We start from the raw sequence: 20973 nt of genomic DNA on the forward strand, positions 1-20973 counted from the left end.
CTCATGACGACGCACCACGAACAGACCAACGCACCAACCACTTTGCGGACACGACCTAGTACTCCAGCGAGATTTCGTGTCCTGAGCTGGTGGTTGTCGTTGTCCGGGTATGGAGGCGATAGCTGAAGTCAACCAGTGGCAGGCTGAGTTGGAGTCGGTGTTTGCTCGGGTGGCAGGCCGGTTCCCCCGGGCGGATCTGCGACGGCGGATGCGGGACTACGTGCGTGGTCTGCTGGCGCCGGTCGAGCGGAAGAACGGCTGGCAGCTGGCCGAATGGGCCGGCCACCGCGACCCAGCGGGCCTGCAACATCTGCTGAACGGGGCCTGCTGGGACGCCGACGCGGTCCGCGACGACGTGCGCGATTACGTCGCCGAGCGGCTCGGACCGGGCGGTGTGCTGATCATCGACGACACCGGGTTCATCAAGAAGGGCACCACCTCGGCCGGGGTGGGCCGGCAGTACACCGGCACTTCGGGAAAGATCGACAACTGTCAGATCGGGGTCCAGGCCGGGCCCTGGTGGACCGCGAGCTCTACCTGCCCAAGGCCTGGACGTCCGACCGTGACCGTTGCCGGGCGGCGAAGATCCCCGACGCACGCGTCTTCGCGACCAAGGGCGAGCTGGCCCGGGACATCGTCCGCCGCTGCCTGGCCGCCGGCCTGCCCGCCGCCTGGGTCACCGCGGACGAGGCCTACGGGCAGGACTGGCACTTCCGCCGCCTGCTCGAACAACTCGACGTCGGTTACGTGTTGGCAGTGCCGAAATCCCAGCAGATCAAGTCCCTGGCCGGGATCTGGCGCATCGATGAACTCATCGACGAAGCACCCGATGATGCCTGGCAGCGGCTGTCCTGCGGCGACGGGGCAAAGGGGCCGCGGATCTATGACTGGGCCGCGGCCAAACTGCCCGCCAACCTGATCTTCGACCCCGACCCACCGACTCATCACCGGTGGGTGATGGCCCGCCGCAGCCTGTCCGACCCCGAAGATGTGGCCTACTACCTGGCCTACGCACCCGTCGGCATCGAGATCGCCGAGCTGGCCCGCATCGCTGGCTCCCGCTGGGCGATCGAGGAGTGCTTCCAGGCCGCGAAGAACGAGTGCGGCCTGGACGAGTACGAGGTCCGCCGCTATATCGGCTGGTATCGGCACATCACCCTGGCCATGCTCGCCCATGCCTTCCTCACCGTCCTGGCCGCCCAGGCAGCCCACCGAGAAACAGCAGAAACGAACCGAGCAGCCTCCTCCCCCTCACGGTGGCGGAGATCAGGCGACTGCTGGACACTGTCCTGCCTCACCCACGACCCGAACTCGACCGGCGTCAGCACGCTCTGAACTGGTCCCACTGGCGCCGACACCACCAAGCCACAGCCCGACGATGCCACTACCGAAGAAGGACCAGTTCAGGAAACGAAATCTCGCTGGAGTACTAGGCCCTAGGGCTCGAGTCAGTGCCGAGCCGGCGGCTCACAAGGGCGGGCGGCGGTGGCGCCTACGCATCCGCCGGGCGGGTGAACGCGTAGGCGCGCTCGACCTTGGCCACGTGGAGCGAGAACGAGGCATACCAGTGCTCCCGTCCGTGCGCACGGGCCAGGGCGTGCTCCGCGTGGTCCCGCCAGGCGGCGATCGAGTCCTCGTCCCTCCAGTACGACACCGTGATCCCCAGGCCGTCCGCACGGCGAGCGGAATCGATACCGAGGAACCCCGGCTGGTCGGCGGCCAGTTTCAGCAACCGCTCGTCCGTCTCCGCGTAGCCGTTGTCGCCCGCGGTCCGCACGGCGGTGAACACCACGGCGTAGTAGGGCGGTTCGGGCAGCGACGCGGGCGCGGGATCGGTCACGGAGGTCCTCCATCAGACGGCACCGGCAGTATCGACTCGAACGATCTCGCGCATCCACCCGAACTCACAACCCCGTTACCCGGTTACCGACCCGCGCTCCCGGGCCCCCGAGCCCTCGACGTACTGCGCCACCCCCTCCCCGAGCGACCAGTCGGCCGACTCGTTCTCCGTCAGGACGACGAACACGTTCCGCGGCTCGGTGCCCGCGTACTTCTGGGCGAGCTCGGCGATCCTGCGGTACAGCGCCTGCTTCTGCGCGGGCGTGCGACCGGAGCGCAGGGTGATCGCGACGTAGGCGATGCCGTCGTCGCGACGCACGCCGAGGTAGTCGCCGTACCGCAGGGTGCTGCTCGTGCCGTCGTGGTCCACCAGGACCTGGAACCGGTCGTCGGACGGGATGCCGATCGTCTCCGTCAGGGCGTCGTGGACGGCGCGGCCGAGCGCGGCGAGGCGCTCGGGTCCGGCGCGGAGCGTGTCGATGCGGATGAAGGGCATGAAGGCCTCCCTGGTCGGCGGGTGTACATACTAGTAGGTACAGAATTCGGTAGCCCGGTTGGCATCCGACGCGTTTTACGTATAACCTCTCCCGCTAACCCCGCGCTCCGAGAGGCTCCGATGAGACGTGTCGCCCTGGTCGCCCTCGTCGTCGACGACTACGACGAGGCGATCCGTTTCTACACCGAAGCCCTCGGATTCCGGCTCGCCGAGGACACCCCCCGGCCCGACGGATCCCGCTGGGTCGTCGTCGAACCCGGCGCCCCGGGAGCGGGCACCGGCCTGCTGCTGGCCCGTGCCAAGGGGGAGTCCCAGGCCGCCCGGGTCGGGGACCAGACCGGCGGGCGGGTCGGGTTCTTCCTGCACACCGACGACTTCGCCCGCGACCACGCCCGGATGACCACCGCGGGCGTGACCTTCCTGGAGGAGCCGCGCCACGAGCCGTACGGGATCGTCGCCGTCTTCCAGGACCTGTACGGCAACCGCTGGGACCTGCTCCAGCCCGCCGACTGACCTTCCCCCGCCGCTTCGAACAGCCAGCCCAAGGAAAGACCCGCCATGATTGCTACGCGCGTAGACACCGAAGTGATCCGACGCCTCCCCAAGGCCGTGCTGCACGACCACCTCGACGGTGGCCTGCGCCCCGCCACCGTGGTGGAGCTCGCGGACGCGGTCGGCCACACCCTGCCCACCACCGACCCCGACGAGCTCGCCGCCTGGTACTACGAGGCCGCCAACTCCGGTGACCTGGTGCGCTACATAGCCACCTTCGAGCACACCCTCGCCGTCATGCAGACCCGCGAGGGCCTGCTGCGCACGGCCGAGGAATACGTGCTCGACCTCGCCGCGGACGGCGTCGTGTACGGCGAGGTGCGCTACGCCCCCGAGCTGAACACCAACGGCGGGCTGACCATGGCCGAGGTCGTGGAGACCGTCCAGGAGGGCCTGGCGGCGGGCATGGCCAAGGTGGCCGCCGCGGGCACGCCGGTGCGGGTCGGCACCCTGCTGTGCGGGATGCGGATGTTCGACCGGGTGCGCGAGGCCGCCGACCTGGCCGTGGCCTTCCGCGACGCCGGTGTCGTCGGCTTCGACATCGCCGGCGCCGAGGACGGCTTCCCGCCCGCCGACCACCTCGCGGCCTTCGAGCACCTGCGCCGCGAGAACGTGCCGTTCACCATCCACGCGGGCGAGGCGCACGGCCTGCCCAGCATCCACCAGGCCCTCCAGGTGTGCGGCGCCCAGCGCATCGGGCACGGCGTGCGCATCACCGACGACATCCCCGACCTCGCGGCGGGCAAGCTCGGCCGGCTCGCCGGCTGGGTGCGCGACCGGCGGATCGCTCTGGAGATGTGCCCGACGTCCAACCTCCAGACGGGCGCCGCGACCTCCATCGCCGAGCACCCGATCACCGCGCTGAAGGACCTCGGCTTCCGCGTCACCCTCAACACCGACAACCGGCTGGTGTCGGGCACGACGATGACCCGCGAGATGTCCCTGCTGGTGGAGCAGGCGGGCTGGACCGTCGAGGATCTGCGCACGGTCACCGTGAACGCCCTGAAGAGCGCGTTCCTCCCGTTCGACGAGCGCAACGCGCTCATCCGGGACGTGGTCCTGCCCGGCTACGAGGCCGCGCTCTGAAGTAGCCCCTTGACGTAGGCGGCCTGTCCGATGTGCTGGAGATCGTCGGACAGGACGCTGACCAGCCGTACGCCCAGGCTGACCGGCGGGTCCCAGCGCTCGTCGACGATCCGCTCCAGGTCCTTGGCGGCCAGGCCGCGCAGGGCGTCCAGGCTCTGTGCGTGCACGGCGTCGTAGTAGCCGGTCAGCAGGTCGCCGGAGTCGACCCTGACCTTGGCGACCTTGGCGGGGCTGTGGCCGTATCCCGTGTCGTGGCGGGGCAGGCCCAGTCCGAAGCGCTTCTCCCAGTCCTGGGACAGCCACACCTGTTCCAGGCCGAAGGCGTCGGCGACATGGTCGTCCTGGACACGGGTGAGGTGCCATACCAGCCAGGCGATGGAGTTGGTGTCGGGCGAGGGGCGGGCGGCCAGTTCGTCGGGCCCGAGCCCCTCGACGGTGGCGTGGACTTCTTCCTGGATGCGGTTGTAGCCGTCGATGAGGATGTCCTTCGCATGCATGGCTCCACCATCGCGCATCGGCGCGCCGTGTGCGCCCCCGTTCATCCGGGCGCCGCGTGCGACCCCGGTCACGCGCCGGCGGTCTCCAGCAGCCCCATCAGGGCACGGGCCGCCGGGCTGGTGGCCTGCGGGGGCGGCAGCAGGGCCACCGTCTCGTAGACCGCCTCGCCGGTGCCCTTCACCGGCAGCGCGGTCAGGGAGGCGCGCTTGTGCGCGAAGTGCCGCGGTACGACGGCGACGCCGAGGTTCTCGTCGACCAGGTCGAGCAGGGTGTGCACGTCGTTCACCTCCAGGGCCACGGTCCGCCGTACGCCCGCGGCGGCGAAGACCGTGTCGGTGGTGCGGCGCGGACCCCAGTCCGGGTGGAAGTCGACGAACACCTCACCGCCCAGTTCCTCCGGCGTGACGGCCGCACCGGCGGTGGCGAGCGGGTGGCTGGAGTGGCACAGCAGCGTCATCGGCTCGCTGGTCAGCGGCACCGACCGCAGCTGGTCGCTGTCCTCCTGCGTCCGCACCGCGAACGCCAGGTCGAGCCGCCCGGCCGCGACCTCCTCCGCCAGCGCGCCGGACCCGGCCTGCCGCAGGCAGATCTCCACGTCGGGATGGCGGTGCCGGAAGGCGGCCAGCAGCCCCGCCACATGCACCCCGGCGATGCACTGCTCGCTGCCGAGCGCGAGCATGCCGCGCAGCACGCCCTGCACCGCCGCCACCGCCTCGTGGGCCGAGCGCACCTGCGCCAGGATCCGCTCCGCCTCGCCGAGCAGCGCCCGCCCGGCCGGGGTGAGCGTCACCCGGCGGGTCGTGCGCACGAACAGCGGCGTCTGCAGCTCCCGCTCCAGCGCCCGGATGGAGGCCGACAGGCCCGACTGGGACACCAGGAGGCGTTCCGCCGCCCGGGTGAAGTGCTGGTCCTCGGCGACCGCGACGAAGTGCTGGAGGTGGCGCAGTTCCATGACTGAGAAGCGTAGCCGCTGAATTCCATCGGATTCTTCTGTTGGACGTATGGGCGCAGGTCACGCCAGAGTGGGCACGGACTTCTTCCCGCCCGCGCCAACCCCTCTGGAGTCGCGTTGTACACCGCACACCCCGACCGCTACGCGGACATGCCCTACCGGCGCACCGGACGCAGCGGCCTGAAGCTCCCCGCGCTCTCGCTCGGCCTGTGGCACAACTTCGGCCCGGACCGGCCCGTCGAGACCCAGCGCGCCATCCTGCGCCGCGCCTTCGACCTCGGCGTCACCCACTTCGACCTCGCCAACAACTACGGCCCGCCGCCCGGCGCCGCCGAGTCCGCCTTCGGCGAGTTCCTGAAGGCGGACTTCGCGCGGTACCGCGACGAGCTGGTCATCTCCACCAAGGCCGGCTACCTGATGTGGCCCGGCCCGTACGGCGAGTGGGGCTCGCGCAAGTACCTGCTGTCGTCGCTGGACCAGAGCCTGGCGCGGATGGGCCTGGACTACGTCGACGTCTTCTACTCGCACCGCCCCGACCCGGACACTCCGCTGGAGGAGACCATGGGCGCGCTGCACTCGGCGGTGCAGCAGGGCAAGGCGCTCTACGTCGGTGTCTCCAACTACTCCGCCGAGCAGACCCGCGAGGCCGCCCGCATCCTGGGCGAGCTGGGCACCCCGCTCCTCATCCACCAGCCGCGCTACTCGATACTGGACCGCCGCCCCGAGGACGAGGGCCTGCTGGACGCCCTCGACGAGCTCCAGGTCGGCTCGATCGTCTTCTCCCCGCTGGAGCAGGGCCTGCTCTCCGCCCGCTACCTCGACGGCATCCCCGAGGGCTCCCGGGCCGCGAGCGACAGCCCGTTCCTGAAGTCCGACGCCGTGACCGAGGAGCTGGTGGGCCGGCTGCGCGACCTGAACGACATCGCCAAGACGCGCGGCCAGACCCTGGCCCAGATGGCGCTGGCCTGGGTGCTGCGCGGGGGCCGCGTGACCTCGGCGCTGGTCGGCGCGAGCAGCCCGCAGCAGCTGGAGGACAGCGTCGGAGCCATCGGCAACCTGGACTTCGACGCGGACGAGCTGGCGCGGATCGACGCGATCGTCAAGCAGTAGCCGGTCGGCGTGCCCCGGTGCGGACGCCCCCGGGGCACGCGAACCTAGGAGCTGATCCGCTCCTCCAGGCGCACGGTGACCGTGTCGCCCTCCGCCTTGCCGATGGCCTTGCGGATCTCGGCCTTCACGGGCAGCTTGTGCGTCCCGTCGCCCAGCGCCATGAACGAGCTGCGGAACGGATGCCCGTCGATCGTCCCGCGGACCTTGACCAGGCCGCGGGTGCCGAAGAACGCGACGGACTCGGGCCAGACCAGATAGGTCCAGCCGCCCTCGGCGGGGCTCTTCTGCAGGACAGCGGTGAACTCGGCGTGCAGTTCTCCGGTCGGAGCCATGGCGTCCTCCTGTGCTCGGCGGTCTCCCACACGGCAGACCGCCGGGCACCGGAAAACTCATCGCGATCCCGGCTCAGGCCCCGGCGGGAACCCGGTCCAGGGACCCCCAGCACGGCCCTGATCCGGCCCCGCTCGTCCAGCGTGATCACATCCGACTCGGCGACGGGTGCCGAGCCTCCAGAAACGTCATACCTGCTGGTCGGAGCCCGGATCACCGCTCGCGGCGAACCCGGCACGAACCACCCTGCCCGGGCCCGCCGGAACCGTCGATTACCTCCCGGGGCATGCCCCCGGAGCCCGCCGCCACGTTTCGGCCAACTCGGGGGCTGACTATGCCAGGAGAGTGGCCGGAAAGTCGTGGTGACAGTGTTTCAGTAGTGAACATACTGACCTGCGAGAGCGCTTTCACATCCAGCGACGGCGCACTCACGCACAGCACGGGAGCCACGGGAACAGCGAGCCCGGGCCGGCGGCCGGGCAGGGCGACGGGGGAGGTCACGTGCACGACGAGTTTCTGTGCCATGTCACGGCGTACGGAGTCTGCGACGGCCGCCGTATCGGCGTGCCCCTGGGCACCTACCGGGCCCCCACCCTCGCCCTCGCCCTGTGGTGGCTGCGCGACCGCGCCTCCTGGATCGCCCAGCGCCTCGACCCCCAGCCCGACGCCGAGCACTTACCGCCGGGCGCGCTCGTGCCGGTCGCCGCCACCGTGCCCGACGTGCCCATGCTGCTGCGCGCCTGGTGCGGCGATCCCGCCCAGCAGGAGCGGGTCGCCGAGGAGTTGGCGGCCGGACGGCTGGTGCGCATCGCCACCAGCGACGACACCACCGAGTACGAACTGCTCGCCGAGTCCGTGGACGCCCTGCGGATGCAGCGCACGGCACCCGTCCTCGGCGTCCCCGTGGCCTGAGCCGCTCCACCCCCTGCTCACGGAGGCACACACCAGGGCAAATCGGTAGAATCTTGGTCATGGCGCAGCCGTCGGTAGCACCAGAACTCGTCCTGGAGACCGAGACGGGCTCCACCGTGATGAATCCGGGCCGCGACTACCACGTAGGACGCGACCCGTTGAGCGACATCGTCATCGACGACGACCGGGTCTCCTGGCACCACGCGGTGCTGCGGCCCGACCACGGCCACTGGACCATCGAGGACGAGAACAGCACCAACGGCACCTACGCCGACGGCCGGCGCATCCACGAGTGGGACGTCGGACCCGGCAGCGTCATCCGCTTCGGCAGCCCCGCCGACGGGCCGCGCGTGGTCCTGCTGGGCCGCCCCGCCCCGGCCCCGGAACGCCCCTCCGCCGTCTCCATGCCGGCCCTGACCGGCACCTACCGGCAGCCCACGACCGTACGGCCGCTGCCCGCCCGCACCATCCGCATCGGCCGCGCCACCGACAACGACCTGGTCATCGACGACCTCGTGGTCTCCCGCCGGCACGCCGAGCTGCGTGCCCTGCCCGACGGCACGTACGAGATCACCGACCTGGGCAGCCACAACGGCACGTACCTCAACGGCCGCCCCGTCACCACCGCACCGATCGCCCAGGGCGACATCGTCGGCATCGGCCACTCGGCGTTCTGCCTCGTCGGCGACGAACTCCAGGAGTACGTCGACACCGGCGAGGTCTCCCTCGACGTGCAGGACCTCGCCGTCGCCGTCGACCGCGGCCGCAAGACCCTGCTCGACCACGTGTCGTTCCCGGTGGGGGAGAAGTGCCTGCTCGCCGTCGTCGGCCCGAGTGGCGCAGGGAAGTCCACGCTCCTGAACGCCCTCACCGGCCAGCGGCCCGCCGACCACGGCACCGTCCTCTACGACGGCCGCGACCTCTACCGCGACTACGCCGAGCTGCGCCAGCGCATCGGCCTCGTCCCGCAGGACGACATCCTGCACGCCCAGCTGACCGTCCGCAAAGCCCTCTCCTACGCCGCCGAGCTGCGCTTCCCACAGGACACCGCCAAGGCCGAGCGGCGCGCCCGGGTCGACGAGGTGATCCGCGAACTGGGCCTGGAACAGCGCGCCGACCAGCACGTGCACAGCCTGTCCGGCGGCCAGCGCAAGCGCGTCAGCGTGGCCCTGGAGCTGCTGACCAAGCCGTCGCTGCTGTTCCTCGACGAGCCGACCTCCGGACTCGACCCCGGCATGGACCGCTCGGTGATGCACATGCTGCGCGGCCTCGCCGACGACGGCCGGACCGTCATCGTCGTCACCCACAGCGTGCTCAGCCTGGACGTGTGCGACCGGCTCCTCGTGCTCGCGCCCGGCGGGAAGATCGCCTACTACGGGCCGCCCGAGGACGCGCTGCCGTTCTTCGGCTTCGAGCAGTGGCCGGAGGCCTTCGAGGCCTTCGACCGGGACGCGGAGCGGGACTGGGCGGGGGAGTACGCAGCCTCGCCGTTCCACGGACGCTATGTCGCCGACGCCAGCGCCCAGCCGCCGCAGCCCCGGTCGGAGCCCGTCGTCATCACCCCGCCGCCCCGGCCGCGCAGCCGGGCCGCGCAGCTCGGCACCCTGGTGCGCCGGTACGCGTCCGCGCTGAGCGCCGACCGCACCTTCCTGATCATCATGATCGCGCTGCCGTTCGTGATGGGCGTGATGGCGCGGGCCCTGGCGGCCGGCAAGCTGACCTTCGACACGGCGATGAACACGCTGCTCATCCTGTGCGTCGGCGCGGTGCTCACCGGCGCCGCGAACGCCGTGCGCGAGCTGGTCAAGGAACGGGTGATCTACCAGCGGGAGCGGGCGGTGGGCCTGTCCAGATCGGCGTACCTGATGTCCAAGGTCGTCGTGCTGGGTGTCGTCACCGTGCTCCAGGCGGTGGTGCTGACCCTGGTCGCCCTGCTCGGCGTGGACCTCAACGCGCCCGGTGGCGAAGGCGTGCTGATGTCGCCCCTGGTGGAGATCGCGGTCGCCGTCGCCCTGCTGGCCTTCACGGCCATGATGCTCGGCCTGTTCATCTCCGCGCTGGTGCGCAAGGAGGAGGTGACGATGCCGCTGCTCGTGCTCGTCGCCATCGTCCAGGTCGTCTTCTGCGGGGCCCTGCTGAAGCTGGACGGCGTGCCCGGGCTGGAGCAGCTGGGCTGGCTGGTGCCGGCGCGGTGGGCGCTGGCGGCGATGGCCGGCACCGTCGGGCTGGCCCGGATCGTGCCCGACGACCTGACGAAGGACCCGCTCTTCGAGCACTCGGCGGGCACGTGGCTGCTCGACGTCGGGATGCTGGTCGTGCTGTCGGCGCTCTTCGGCTTCCTGGTGTCCCGGCTGCTGCGCCGGCACGAGCCGGCCGTGATGCGGAAGTAGGGAGCGCTGATGACGACTCCCGGCTTCCGGCCCACCCACGTCGTCCCGCAGCACGGTATGCCCGCCTGGGAGGCGCCCGACCCGGCCCGGCCCACCGTCGACCTCGACCCGCTGCTGCCGGTGCAGCTGCTGGAGCGGCAGGGCGACTGGGGGCATGTGCTGTGCGTCAACGGCTGGTCGGCGTGGGTCGACGGGCGCCGCCTGGTCGCCGTACCGCAGGACCCGCCCGCCGCGGACGGGCCGCTCACCCGCACCGCGGATCCGCGTCCGCTGCTGAGCCGGGCGCAGCAGGCTCTGGCGCGCTACCGGTCCGCGGTCGAGGACCTCGCGGGCGGCCTCGACCGGGAGTCCTTCCGCACCCGCACCCACGGGCTGCGGATCGGCGTCGTCGTCGACGGCGAGTCCGTCTGGCTCTACGACGCCGCCCACGGGCACTGGGTGTACGCCGACGGCACCCGCCTGACGACGTACGCGACGGACGAGACACCCCGGGCTGCCGAGCCGGAGCCGTCCCACCGGGCCGAGGCGCCTGTGCATCCCCCGACGCGGGTGGTCCCCGAGGAGCCGCCTCACCCGGACCCGACGGCCCCTCCGTCCGAACCGCCCGCATCGGCGGCACCCGCCGGGCCGACTCGGGTGGTCTCGCCGGAGGCGCGGGGGTCGGCGGGGGCCACGCCGCCCGGGGCTCCGGAGCCGACGCGGGTGGTGTCGCCGGAGGTGCGGGGGTCGGCGGGGGCCAGGCCATCCGGGGCTCCGGAGCCGACGCGGGTGGTGTCGTCGGAGGCGCCGGAGCCGACGCGGGTCGTGGCGCCCGAGGCTCCTGAGCCGCCCCGGGTTGTGTCGTCCGAGGTCTCGGAAGCGGCGGGGGCCACGCCATCCGAGGCCGCGGAGTCAACGCGGGTGGTGTCGCCGGAGGTGCCGGAGCCGACGCGGGTCGTGTCTCCGGACGCTCCCGAGTCGCCCCGGGTTGCGTCGCCCGAGGCTTCGGAAGCGGCGGAGGCCACGCCGTCCGAGGCCGCGGAGTCGACGCGGGTGGCGTCGTCGGAGGCGCAGGGGCCGGCGGGGGCCAGGCCATCCGGGGCTCAGGAGCCGACCCGGGTGGTGTCTCCGGAGGCGCCTGAGCCGACCCGGGTGGTGTCTCCGGACGCTCCCGAGCCGACCCGGGTGGTGTCTTCAGATGCTCCCGAGCCGACCCGGGTGGTGTCTTCAGATGCTCCCGAGCCGGGCCGGGGGGCGTCTCCGGACGCTCCCGAACCCACGAGGGTCGTATCGTCCGGCAGCCCCGAGCCCACGCCTGTCGTCTCCCCCGAGGACGTCGAGCGGGCGGGCCGGGCGGACCAGGCGGCGCCCACCCGGGTCGTGTCGCCCGAGGGTGATGCCCGTTGAACCGCGAGACGAGCCTGTTCTCGGGGCGGCCCTCCGAGCTGGTCGGGCAGCAGATCGCCGGGTACCGGATCGAGCAGGAGATCGGGCGCGGCGGCATGGCCGTCGTCTACCGGGCCCGCGACCTGCGTCTGGAACGCACCGTCGCCCTGAAGCTGCTCGCCCCGGAACTCGCCCGCAACGACACCTTCCGGCGCCGCTTCACCCACGAGTCCCGGGCCGCAGCCGCGATCGACCACCCGCACATCGTGCCGGTGTTCGAGGCGGGCGAGACGGACGGCGTGCTGTACATCGCCATGCGCTACGTCGCCGGCAGCGACCTGCGGCACCTCCTCGACCGGGAGGGCCCGCTGCCGCCCGCCACCGCCGTCCGCGTCGCCGCCCAGGTCGCCTCCGCGCTCGACGCCGCCCACGACCACGGCCTGGTGCACCGGGACGTCAAACCCGGCAACATCCTGGTCTCCCGCGGCACCGACAGCGACCACCCCGAGCACGTGTACCTCACCGACTTCGGCCTGACGAAGAAGTCGCTGTCGCTGACCGGCTTCACCACGGTCGGCCAGTTCGTCGGCACGCTCGACTACGTCGCCCCCGAGCAGATCTCCGGCAAGCCGGTCGACGCCCGCTGCGACGTGTACGGCTTCGCCTGCGTCGTCTACGAGACCCTGGCCGGTCATCCGCCCTTCCGCCGGGACGACGACATGGCCCTGCTGTGGGCCCACCAGTACGACGACCCGCCGCCGCTCACCGAGGCCCGGCCCGGCATCGCCGCGCAGGCCGACCCCGTCTTCGCCAAGGCCCTCGCCAAGCGCCCCGACGACCGGTACCCGTCCTGCCTCGACTTCGTGGCCGCGCTGCGCGCCGCGACGACCGGCGGCGGGCCGGCCGGAGCCGTCCGGACACCGGCGCGGGGGGACCGGCAGCGGCCGGGCGCGGGGGAGGAGCGGCCCCAGCCGCCCCCGCGCTGGGCCGAACCGGTCTTCCTGCCGCGGCCGTAGCCGCCAGGCGTCAGCTCTCCCGGCCTGGGCGCACCTCGCCCCGCCGCCGCACGCGCCGGGCCAGCAGCGCCCCGGCGAACCCGGTCACCAGCCCCCACGGGACGGCCAGCCCGACCGCGCCCCACAGCCGGGGCCGGAGGAACAGCTCGCCCGCGAGGCTGCCGCCCAGGTCGCCGATGCCGAGCACGGACAGGCCGTAGTGTGCCGAGATGCGCCCCACGAGGCAGATCATGAACACCGTCAGCGCGAGTGCGACCGCCATGTGCACGGCGTGCTGCCAGGCCCGGACCCGGGCCGGTGACCGGGCCGCCATCACGAACGCTGCGGCCAGCAGCAGCACGATGTCGACGACCAGCAGCCACCACACCCGGCCGTCGTGCTCCGACAGCGTGCGCAGGTTCAGCTCGGAGATGTCTGGGGTGCGCAGCACCTCGTCGAGCACATGCGGCATGGGCAGTCCGAACGGCCCCTCCACCCTGCCGTTCCAGGTGGCGCCGAGGCCGATCGTCAGCGCCAGCCACACCAGGTTGGGCAGGCCGAGCAAAATCACGGCGAGGGTCTCCGCCGCGTGTCCCCGCGTCGCCGCGACGACGAGCGCGATGACCACACCGATGACGACGTAGGCGAGCAGCAGCGCGACCATCGCGTACGCGGCCGGCCGGACGGAGGCCTGGAAGCGCAGCAGCCCGGCCGGCAGCGGCGCCCCGCGCGACACCAGCAGCGCCAGCACCAGCACACCGGCCAGCCACACCACGCCGACGAACACGGACAGCGGCACATCGGTGGTGAAGCCGATCTCCGGCGAGGCGCCGAACAGGTCGCCGAGTTCGCCCAGCGCGTCGTTCCCGAGGGAGATGTCGAAGGTGTGGCGGGCGGCGAGCGTCAGGCCGATCAGCGCGAGCAGCCACAGGGCCGCGACCCGGGCGGCCCACCCGGCCAGCTCCCCGGCACCGGCGACGGCGCGGTGCCGCAACGGCCGCAGGAAGCCCCAGGCGATCACCAGCGCCCCGGTGAGCGTGACCGACAAGGGGATCACGGTCAGGCCCGCCTGTGTGTCGGCCAGGTCGCCGGCGCTCCCGGAGAGCTGCACCGCGCCGCCGACGGCCGTGACCATGGTCGCCGCGACGACCGGGGCGAACGCGCCGTCCGGAAGGTCGGCGGCCCCGGCCGCCCACAGGCCGAGAGCGGCCACCACCGCCATGGCGAGCAGCCCGCCGAGCACCGTGGCGAGGGCATGCGCCCAGCCGTGCCGGGCGACGGCCCGCTCGCCGGAGGTACGTGCCTGGCGGGAGGGGGTGCGCGAACTCACGGTGCCACGCTAAGCAGCACCCGGGGAGGGCGCCCGCTGGGAGGTCCGTCCGCGTCGGCTTGCGAGGCCTACGGGACAGGAGCACACAATGAACTCGTAGTGGAAGAAGCGGTACATGCCGGGATCTAACACTTCGGGTGTGTGAATGCCGCAGAGAACCCACGCGGGAAGAAGAGCTCGTGAGCGTCGAACCGCCGTCGTCCGGCCGCCCCACAGGACCTCCCTCGGGCCCGCTGTCGGGTCCCTCCCAGCCGCCGTCGGGGGGCGGCCCGCCCCCCGAACCGCCGACCGGGGGTGGCGAGCCGCCCGAGCCCCGCCGCCCGTGGTGGGGATCCGTGCCCCGCGTCGCGCTGATCGCCACCGCCGTCGTGGCCGCCGTGCTCCTGGCGGTGGTGCTCACCCGCCCCGACGGCGGCGGCACCGGCGCCTCCGACGGCGGGACCAGCACCTCCCAGGGCGAGGTCTTCCTCCAGCCCGCGGCGGACACCGGCCCGGACCCGTTCACCGAGTCCACGGCGAAGGAGAGCTCCGCCGCTCCGGTCTCGCCCTCACCCACCGAGCTGGCCACGCAGAACGCCGTCCAGGGCGTGCAGGGCGGAGCGCCCGGCCTGTACGGCGGCACCCGCAACGTCGCCAGCTGCGACGTGGAGCAGCAGATCACGTACTTCGAGGGGGCTCCGGAGAAGCAACGGGCGTTCGCCTCGGTCGCCCGCGTGGACCCGCCCGACGTCCCCGCCTATCTGCGCTCGCTCACCCCGGTGCAACTGCGCATCGACACCCGCGTCACCAACCACGGCTACAAAGACGGCGCCGCCACCAGCTACCAGGCCGTCCTCCAGGCCGGCACGGCCGTCCTCGTCGACGACCGCGGCGTGCCCCGGGTGCGCTGCGCGTGCGGCAACCCGCTGTCCCCGCCGGTCGCCCAGCAGAGCGCGCCCAAGGCGACCGGCGACGAGTGGCCGGGGTACAAGCCGTCGAACGTCGTCGTGGTGACCCCCGCGCCGGAGCCGGTCGACGTCTTCGTCATGTGCGAACGCGACGGCGAGTGGTTCGAGCGGCACAAGGGCGACACGGGCACGAAGGACCGCAAGACCGAGAAGCCGGACAAGCCGTCCCCCTCGGTGAGCGTCACCACACCGACGTCGCCGACCGACACGACCACCTCGGAGCCGCCCACCACCGAGCCGCCGACCTCGGAGACCGAGACCGGGACGGAGACGGAGACGGAGACGTCGCCTCAGCCGCCGACGACCGAGCCGCCGACGACCGAGTCCCCGGCGCCTCCGCCGCCGGGGAACGACACCGGGAACGGCACGACGGACCAGCCCCCGGCCTCCTGACTCACCCGGCGCGGACCACCAGGGCGTAGTCACCGAGACCGAGCAGACGATCGGCCGGCACCTCGCCGTGGGCGCTGACGACCGCCTCGACGCGGCCGGTCTCCGGTTCGAACGCGACGTCCTTGACGGTGCCGAGTTCGTAGCCCGTCTCGGCGAGGATCCTCAGACCCGGCAGCTCGTGGTGCGCGGGCACCTCGGCGGGGGCGGCGGCCGAGCGCACCAGCACGGCGTCCGGGCCGAGGGCGTGCAGGGCGCCCCAGGGCAGCACGGTCTCCTTGCGGGAGTGCCTGCCCCGCACCCGCACGTGGGTGACCACACCGGACGCGGCGTCGACCGTCAGCGACCGCAGGACGCCGATCTCCTCCGCCTCGGTCAGCGTCAGCACCGGCAGGCCCCGCGCCTGGGAGAACAGCATCACGGCGGCGTCCCCTTCCGCTCGTCGTGGAAGGCGCCGACCCGGGCGACGAAGGCCGGCAGGTCGTCGGCGACGTAACGGGTGGCGTCCGCGGGGATGACCAGCGCCCGGCCGGAGACGGCGAGCGTCTCGCCGCGCGGCACGTACACCCGGTGCCGACGGCGTCGGGAGCCCTGCACGAGCGCCTTGCCGGCGGCGATCCGGAAGCCCACGACACGGCCGCTGGTGCCGCCCTCGACGATCACGTCGAGCACCGTGCCGACCTCCGTGCCCTCGTCGGTCAGCACCTTCGCGTGCAGCACCCGGCCCTGCTGGGCCTCACGGCGCGCCACCACGACGGACGTCTCCCGCAGGGCGAGGGCGTCACGGATCATCACGGCGTCATGGCCCAGCGAGTGCACCGCCGTCCAGGGCAGGCTCTGCTTCAGCGGGCCCGACAGCAGGCCGCGGCCGCTGAGCGTGAAGCCGGTGACGCGCCCGGCCGCGGCGTCGAAGACGGTGTCCTTGATCTGCGCGACGGCGTCTCCGCCCAGGGTGACCACCGGCAGGGTCGTCAGGCTCCGCGCCGCCATCAGCTCGTTCATCGCATGCCCTTCCCACCGGGCCGGCGCCGGACCGCGATGACCGTCCCCGACCGCCGGCCGGCCTGCACGGCGAGCGTCACCACCGTGACGGCGACGAGCGCCGCGACCACCATGACCAGCCATATCCACCAGGCCACCGCACACCTCCGGCGATCCGGCCCGGCCGCCCTCGGCCGGTCCTGGTGCCTTCCGGGTGCCCCGCGGTCGGGGGACAATGCCCAGGGCACGGGACGGAGGGACACCTGTCAGGACTGCACCGCGCGGCTCGGGGTACGAGCACTGGTGCAGAGCGTCCGGCCAGTCCGGCTTCCCAGAGAGAAACGAATGATCGACCACGTGGACGGGGCAGTGATACCGACTGGTTTCGACGTGCCCGTGGAACCGCTGAGGCGGGCGGCACATTACACGGGCGAGCAGGGATGCATCGCCGAGGCGCGGTCCTTCGCCGCGCTCTTCCTCGACCAGCTCAGGACCGAGTGGTGCGCGCGCATCGACGACCGCGTCGACGGCGCCGTGCTGCTCGTGGTGAGCGAGCTGGTCACCAACGCCGACCGGCACAGCAACGGGCCGTACATCCTGGAGCTCGTGGGCACGGACACCGCGGTGACGGTGTCGGTCTACGACAGCAGCTGCGCCCTGCCCCGTATCTTCCCGCGCAACCCCGAGCGCGTCGGCCGGCACGGCCTGGAGATCGTCCACGCGCTCGCGGAGCAGGTCAGCGTCGAACGGGTGCCGGTGGGCAAGCGCGTCCGCGCCGTGCTGCCGCTCGCCGACGAAACCGGTGGGTGAGCCCTCCGGGTGAGGAATCCGGCGGGGCGCTCTGCGAGCCGTGGCCCGCTGCCGTGACCCTCTGGAGCCGGCCGGAGTGACGGAGCCGGACGACCGGACCCGGACACCGTCGCGGGCGCCGTCCCGCTCCCGCATGCGGGACGGCGCCCGCGACCCGGCCGGCTGCGTCAGGCGCAGCCCAGCTCGCCCAGCATGCCCTCGCGCAGCCGGGTGATGATCCGCTTGATCAGCCGGGAGACGTGCATCTGCGAGCAGCCGAGCCGCTCGCCGATCTCCGCCTGGGTGGCCTCCTCCACGAACCGCATGTGGATGATCTGCCGGTCCCGCTCGCTGAGCTCGGCCATGAGCGGGGCGAGCGAGTGGAAGTCCTCGACGAGCCGCAGCCCGTCCTCCTCCACGCCGATGAAGTCGGCCAGGACGGCCTCGCCGCCCTCCGGCCCGTCGCCGGTGAGCGCGGCGTCCAGCGACGAGGAGTTGTACCCGTTCGCGGCGATCTGCCCCTCGACGACCTGGCTCTCGGAGATGTTCATCAGCGTGGCCAGCTCGGCGACCGTCGGCTCGCGGTCCAGCCGGCTGGCGAGCTCCTCACGCGCCTTGGCCAGTTCCACCCGCAGCTCCTGGAGCCGCCGCGGCACGTGCACGGCCCACGTCGTGTCCCGGAAGAACCGCTTGATCTCACCGACGATGTACGGCAGCGCGAAGGAGGTGAACTCGACCTCGCGGGACAGCTCGAACCGGTCGATGGCCTTGATCAGGCCGATCATGCCGGTCTGGACGATGTCCTCCATGTCGTCGCCGCGACCCCGGAACCGGCCGGCCGCGAACCGCACGAGCGACATGTTCATCTCGATCAGCGTGTTGCGCGCGTACTGGTACTCGTGCGTGCCCTCTTCGAGTTCCGTCAGGCGCTGGAAGAACTGGCGGGACAGCTCCCTCGCGTCCCGTGGAGCCACGGACCGCGGGTCCACGACTCCCGGCAGTGCTCCGTCACCCGTGCTGGCTTCGGCGTTCTCTTCGACGACCTGTGCCTTCGACCGGATCACGGCGGTCTCCATTACCTCTCCCCGAACTTCATGGCGGACATCTGCCTAGGTCCTTCCGGATTGCGGGTACCCGGGCAGGCGCCACACATGCCCCCCAATGGCCGACCGGCGGAAACCGGCCGCGGATCCAGGCTACCGTGGCCGAGACCCGGCCTCCCCAACCCCGGTGCCCGGCCTTCGCGTTGCGGCGATTCACCCAGAGCGGAACGCCGGGCCCTTCCCCCGGCGAGCAGGGCTCCTAGGCTGGAACAGTGAGCAACCACGTGCCGAACGAAGCCCGCGTCATCCCCCTGCGTCCGCACGGCGCGCGCCCCCAGGCGGCCCGCCCCACCGCCGCTCCGCCACGCCAAGGGCCCCCGGTCCCCGCCCCGAAGGAGCCCCTGTGGCGCGACCTCGTGGGTGACGTCCTGCGGCGTGAACGCCTCGCGCAGGAGCGCACCTTGAAGGACGTCGCCGACGCGGCCCGGATCTCCATGCCCTACCTCTCGGAGGTGGAGCGGGGCCGCAAAGAGGCCTCCTCGGAGGTCCTCGCGGCCGCCGCCCACGCCCTCGGACTGGGCCTGGGCGACCTGCTGTCCAGGGCCCAGGGCGAACTGACCCGCGTCACCTCGCGGCACCCGGGCGTCAGCCGCCGCGGGACGTCCACGTCGTCGCACGACGGCATGTGCCTCGCCGCCTGAGCCCGCGTGCCGGCCGGCCGGTGTCTCAGACCCCCGCGCAGCGCCGGCCGAGCACCTCGTCGGCCAGCCCGTAGGCCACCGCCTCCTGCGCGGTGAACACCTTGTCGCGGTCCATGTCGGCCCGCAGGGTCGCCACGTCGTGGTGGGTGTGCCGCGCCAGCACCTCCTCGACCTGGGAGCGGATGCGCACCATCTCCTTGGCCTGGAGCGCCAGGTCGGACACCATGCCGCGCTGCCCGCCGGTGGCGGGCTGGCCGAGCAGCACACGCGCGTGCTCCAGCACGAACCGCCGCCCGGGGTCCCCGCCGGCCAGCAGCACGGCCGCCGTGGAGGCCGCCTGCCCGACGCAGAACGTCGAGATCGGCGCCTGCACGAACGTCATGGTGTCGTAGATCGCCATCAGCGAAGTGAACGAGCCGCCGGGGGAGTTGATGTACACGGCGATCTCACTCTCCGGGGACGACGACTCCAGGTGGAGGAGCTGCGCGATGACGACGTTGGCGACGCCGTCGTCGATCTCGGTGCCGAGGAAGATGATCCGCTCGGACAGCAGCCGGCTGAACACGTCGTAGGACCGCTCGCCCTGCGGGGTGCGTTCGACGACGTTCGGAATCGTGTACGTCCCCATCACTGAAGCCCGATCCTGCGTCGGCCGGCCGCCGGGCGGATGTCTGCGAGGGACTCCACGACCCGGTCCACCATGCCGTACTCCCTGGCCTCCTCGGCCGTGAACCAGCGGTCCCGGTCGCCGTCCCGGGAGACGGTCTCCGGGCTCTGGCCGGTGTGCTCGGCGGTGATCCGCTCGATGGTCCGCTTGGTGAACTCCAGGTTCTCCGCCTGGATCTCGATGTCGGCGGTGGTGCCGCCGATGCCCGCCGACGGCTGGTGCATCATGATCCGCGCGTTCGGCAGGGCGTAGCGCTTGCCCGGGGCACCGACGCTCAGCAGGAACTGGCCCATGCTGGCCGCGAATCCCAGGGCCAGGGTCGAGACGTCGTTGGGGACGAGCCGCATCGTGTCGTAGATCGCGAGGCCCGCGTGCACCGCCCCGCCCGGGCTGTTGATGTACAGGCTGATGTCGGTGCGCGGGTCCTCCGCGGACAGCACGAGCAACTGCGCGCAGACCCGGTTCGCGGAGACCTCGTCGACCTGCGTGCCCAGCAGCACGATGCGCTGGGCGAGCAACTGCGCGGCCAGATGGTCGTCGAACCGGGTCGGAGGGGTGTCGCCTTCCTCCGCCCGCGGGGCGAGTGTCGTGAGTGGAGTCATCGGTTCTCCTCGTCGTGGCCGAAGTGCCGTGGAAGTGCCGTCGACTCCACTGTCGACCTCGGACGATGCCGGGACGACGGCTGTCTGCCGTGGGCAGATCCGCCACCGGCAGAGCGCCCGGCTCAGCCCTTTTCGCGCAACGGGCGGAACAACGCCCGAACTCCGTCCTGGAACTCCTCGACGATCCAGGCGAGTTGACCGACGGGCGAGTCGGTGAGGGCGTACGCGAGGGTCTGCGGCCGGCACGACTGCGGGACCGCGTACCCGGTGCCCTCGCGGGACCGGCCGCTCCCGCGCTGCCACGAGGCGAGCGTGCGCTGTCGCGTGGTCGTGTCGGTGGTCGAGGGCGTGGCCCGGCCGAACGAATTTCCGCCGGACCGATGAGTTCCGGAGCGCCGGCCGGTCGACACCCATGACAGCGATCCACGCTCCGGGAGGAACTCATGGCGTCCGACGGTTTCACCACCTGTCTCTGGTTCGACGGCCAGGCCGAAGAGGCGGCTCACCACTACGTCTCGATCTTCAAGAACTCCGGCATCGGCAAGATCGCCCGCTACCCCGAGGGAGCGCTCCAGCCCGCCGGCACTGTGATGACCGTCGAGTTCACGGCCAACGGCCACAAGTTCCTCGGGCTCAACGGCGGACCGCAGTTCAAGTTCAACGAGGCGGTCTCCTTCATGATCTTCTGCGAGAACCAGGAGGAGATCGACTACTACTGGACCAAGCTCACCGAGAACGGCGGCGAGCCCGGCCCCTGCGGCTGGCTCAAGGACAAGTACGGCGTGTCCTGGCAGGTCGTCCCGGACCGGCTCGACGAGATGGTCACCGACCCGGATCCGGCGAAGGCGGCCCGGGTGACCGAGGCGTTCATGGCGATGGGCAAGTTCGACATCGCCGCCCTGGAGAAGGCGTACGCGGGCGAGTGAGCAGCCGGCGCCCCTAGGTCGTGTCCGCAAAGTGGTTGGTGCGTTGGTCTGTTCGTGGTGCGTCGTCATGAG

At 72.0% G+C, this 20973-nt stretch carries 23 protein-coding genes and 2 pseudogenes; 12 read left to right on the forward strand and 13 right to left on the reverse strand.

Annotated elements, in window-relative coordinates:
* Positions 1-109: 109 nt before the first annotated feature.
* Positions 110-1335, forward strand: a pseudogene (locus tag IE255_RS38495) (IS701 family transposase).
* A gap of 157 nt (positions 1336-1492) precedes the next feature.
* Here IE255_RS38495 and IE255_RS38500 read toward each other — a convergent pair.
* Complete coding sequence (locus IE255_RS38500) at positions 1493-1840, reverse strand: antibiotic biosynthesis monooxygenase family protein (RefSeq protein ID WP_190055091.1); 348 nt, start codon at positions 1838-1840, stop codon at positions 1493-1495.
* Positions 1841-1915: 75 nt separating this feature from the next.
* On the reverse strand, positions 1916-2335 hold the full coding sequence (locus IE255_RS38505) for a tautomerase family protein (protein WP_190055092.1): 420 nt from the start codon (positions 2333-2335) through the stop codon (positions 1916-1918).
* Between the two features lie 120 nt (positions 2336-2455).
* Between IE255_RS38505 and IE255_RS38510 the strand changes: the two genes are divergently transcribed.
* Both IE255_RS38510 and IE255_RS38515 read left to right on the forward strand, forming a co-directional pair.
* Positions 2456-2848 (forward strand): VOC family protein, encoded by a 393-nt coding sequence (locus IE255_RS38510; RefSeq protein WP_190055093.1) that lies wholly within the window; start codon positions 2456-2458, stop codon positions 2846-2848.
* A 45-nt stretch (positions 2849-2893) separates the two neighbouring features.
* Positions 2894-3973, forward strand: coding sequence for an adenosine deaminase (locus IE255_RS38515; RefSeq protein WP_190055094.1), 1080 nt, complete (start codon positions 2894-2896; stop codon positions 3971-3973).
* On the opposite strand, the gene IE255_RS38520 is transcribed toward IE255_RS38515, so the two are convergent.
* Both IE255_RS38520 and IE255_RS38525 read right to left on the reverse strand, forming a co-directional pair.
* Positions 3955-4470: a mycothiol transferase gene (locus IE255_RS38520; protein ID WP_190055095.1), complete on the reverse strand. Its 516-nt coding sequence runs from the start codon at positions 4468-4470 to the stop codon at positions 3955-3957. The genes IE255_RS38515 and IE255_RS38520 overlap by 19 nt on opposite strands.
* A 68-nt stretch (positions 4471-4538) precedes the next feature.
* Positions 4539-5423: a LysR family transcriptional regulator gene (locus IE255_RS38525; protein WP_190055096.1), complete on the reverse strand. Its 885-nt coding sequence runs from the start codon at positions 5421-5423 to the stop codon at positions 4539-4541.
* 117 nt (positions 5424-5540) lie between these two features.
* Between IE255_RS38525 and mgrA the strand changes: the two genes are divergently transcribed.
* On the forward strand, positions 5541-6533 hold the full coding sequence (mgrA, locus tag IE255_RS38530; protein WP_190055097.1) for an L-glyceraldehyde 3-phosphate reductase: 993 nt from the start codon (positions 5541-5543) through the stop codon (positions 6531-6533).
* Between the two features lie 44 nt (positions 6534-6577).
* Here mgrA and IE255_RS38535 read toward each other — a convergent pair whose 3' ends face one another.
* Positions 6578-6865: a DUF1905 domain-containing protein gene (locus tag IE255_RS38535; RefSeq protein ID WP_190055098.1), complete on the reverse strand. Its 288-nt coding sequence runs from the start codon at positions 6863-6865 to the stop codon at positions 6578-6580.
* Positions 6866-7364: 499 nt separating this feature from the next.
* Between IE255_RS38535 and IE255_RS38540 the strand changes: the two genes are divergently transcribed.
* Genes IE255_RS38540 through IE255_RS38555 form a run of 4 tightly spaced genes read left to right on the forward strand, consistent with a single transcriptional unit; the run spans position 7365 to position 12546 of the window.
* Positions 7365-7775 (forward strand): hypothetical protein, encoded by a 411-nt coding sequence (locus IE255_RS38540; RefSeq protein ID WP_190055099.1) that lies wholly within the window; start codon positions 7365-7367, stop codon positions 7773-7775.
* Between the two features lie 59 nt (positions 7776-7834).
* Complete coding sequence (locus IE255_RS38545; RefSeq protein ID WP_190055100.1) at positions 7835-10165, forward strand: FHA domain-containing protein; 2331 nt, start codon at positions 7835-7837, stop codon at positions 10163-10165.
* Positions 10166-10174: 9 nt separating this feature from the next.
* A complete protein-coding gene (locus IE255_RS40530; RefSeq protein ID WP_372487639.1) occupies positions 10175-11551 on the forward strand; it encodes a hypothetical protein in 1377 nt (458 codons plus the stop codon).
* Positions 11548-12546, forward strand: coding sequence for a serine/threonine-protein kinase (locus IE255_RS38555; protein WP_190055101.1), 999 nt, complete (start codon positions 11548-11550; stop codon positions 12544-12546). The genes IE255_RS40530 and IE255_RS38555 overlap by 4 nt, the downstream gene beginning before the upstream one ends.
* 10 nt (positions 12547-12556) lie before the next feature.
* Here the strand turns inward: IE255_RS38555 and IE255_RS38560 are convergent, their stop codons facing one another.
* A complete protein-coding gene (locus IE255_RS38560; protein WP_190055102.1) occupies positions 12557-13855 on the reverse strand; it encodes a streptophobe family protein in 1299 nt (432 codons plus the stop codon).
* A gap of 179 nt (positions 13856-14034) precedes the next feature.
* Here IE255_RS38560 and IE255_RS38565 point away from each other — a divergent pair, with 179 nt between their 5' ends.
* Positions 14035-15195, forward strand: coding sequence for a DUF6777 domain-containing protein (locus IE255_RS38565; protein WP_190055103.1), 1161 nt, complete (start codon positions 14035-14037; stop codon positions 15193-15195).
* 1 nt (position 15196) lies between these two features.
* Here the strand turns inward: IE255_RS38565 and IE255_RS38570 are convergent, their stop codons facing one another.
* Genes IE255_RS38570 through IE255_RS38580 form a run of 3 tightly spaced genes read right to left on the reverse strand, consistent with a single transcriptional unit; the run spans position 15197 to position 16331 of the window.
* The gene (locus tag IE255_RS38570) at positions 15197-15613 is read right to left on the reverse strand and encodes a PRC-barrel domain-containing protein (protein ID WP_190055104.1); all 417 of its coding nucleotides are present in this window, start codon (positions 15611-15613) and stop codon (positions 15197-15199) included.
* Positions 15610-16194: a PRC-barrel domain-containing protein gene (locus IE255_RS38575; RefSeq protein WP_190055105.1), complete on the reverse strand. Its 585-nt coding sequence runs from the start codon at positions 16192-16194 to the stop codon at positions 15610-15612. Before IE255_RS38575 ends, IE255_RS38570 begins: the two co-directional genes overlap by 4 nt.
* A complete protein-coding gene (locus IE255_RS38580; protein ID WP_190055106.1) occupies positions 16191-16331 on the reverse strand; it encodes a hypothetical protein in 141 nt (46 codons plus the stop codon). The genes IE255_RS38575 and IE255_RS38580 overlap by 4 nt, the downstream gene beginning before the upstream one ends.
* Positions 16332-16518: 187 nt before the next feature.
* Between IE255_RS38580 and IE255_RS38585 the strand changes: the two genes are divergently transcribed.
* Complete coding sequence (locus tag IE255_RS38585; protein WP_190055107.1) at positions 16519-16983, forward strand: ATP-binding protein; 465 nt, start codon at positions 16519-16521, stop codon at positions 16981-16983.
* A 167-nt stretch (positions 16984-17150) separates the two neighbouring features.
* Here the strand turns inward: IE255_RS38585 and IE255_RS38590 are convergent, their stop codons facing one another.
* Entirely contained in the window at positions 17151-18038 is an 888-nt protein-coding gene (locus IE255_RS38590) for an RNA polymerase sigma factor SigF (protein WP_190055108.1), read from the reverse strand.
* 239 nt (positions 18039-18277) lie between these two features.
* Between IE255_RS38590 and IE255_RS38595 the strand changes: the two genes are divergently transcribed.
* Complete coding sequence (locus IE255_RS38595) at positions 18278-18706, forward strand: helix-turn-helix domain-containing protein (protein WP_190055109.1); 429 nt, start codon at positions 18278-18280, stop codon at positions 18704-18706.
* Positions 18707-18731: 25 nt separating this feature from the next.
* Here IE255_RS38595 and IE255_RS38600 read toward each other — a convergent pair whose 3' ends face one another.
* The 3 genes and pseudogenes from IE255_RS38600 to IE255_RS38610 all read right to left on the reverse strand — a co-directional run.
* Positions 18732-19334, reverse strand: a complete 603-nt coding sequence (locus IE255_RS38600; protein ID WP_190055110.1) for a ClpP family protease — start codon at positions 19332-19334, stop codon at positions 18732-18734.
* Positions 19334-19975 (reverse strand): ATP-dependent Clp protease proteolytic subunit, encoded by a 642-nt coding sequence (locus IE255_RS38605; protein WP_190055111.1) that lies wholly within the window; start codon positions 19973-19975, stop codon positions 19334-19336. Before IE255_RS38605 ends, IE255_RS38600 begins: the two co-directional genes overlap by 1 nt.
* A 164-nt stretch (positions 19976-20139) precedes the next feature.
* Positions 20140-20298 (reverse strand): annotated as a pseudogene (locus tag IE255_RS38610) (epoxide hydrolase); the annotation flags it as partial.
* A gap of 120 nt (positions 20299-20418) precedes the next feature.
* Between IE255_RS38610 and IE255_RS38615 the strand changes: the two are divergent.
* Entirely contained in the window at positions 20419-20901 is a 483-nt protein-coding gene (locus IE255_RS38615) for a VOC family protein (protein ID WP_190055112.1), read from the forward strand.
* Positions 20902-20973 lie beyond the last annotated feature (72 nt).

Source organism: Streptomyces lomondensis (assembly GCF_014651035.1).
Lineage (GTDB): Bacteria > Actinomycetota > Actinomycetes > Streptomycetales > Streptomycetaceae > Streptomyces > Streptomyces lomondensis.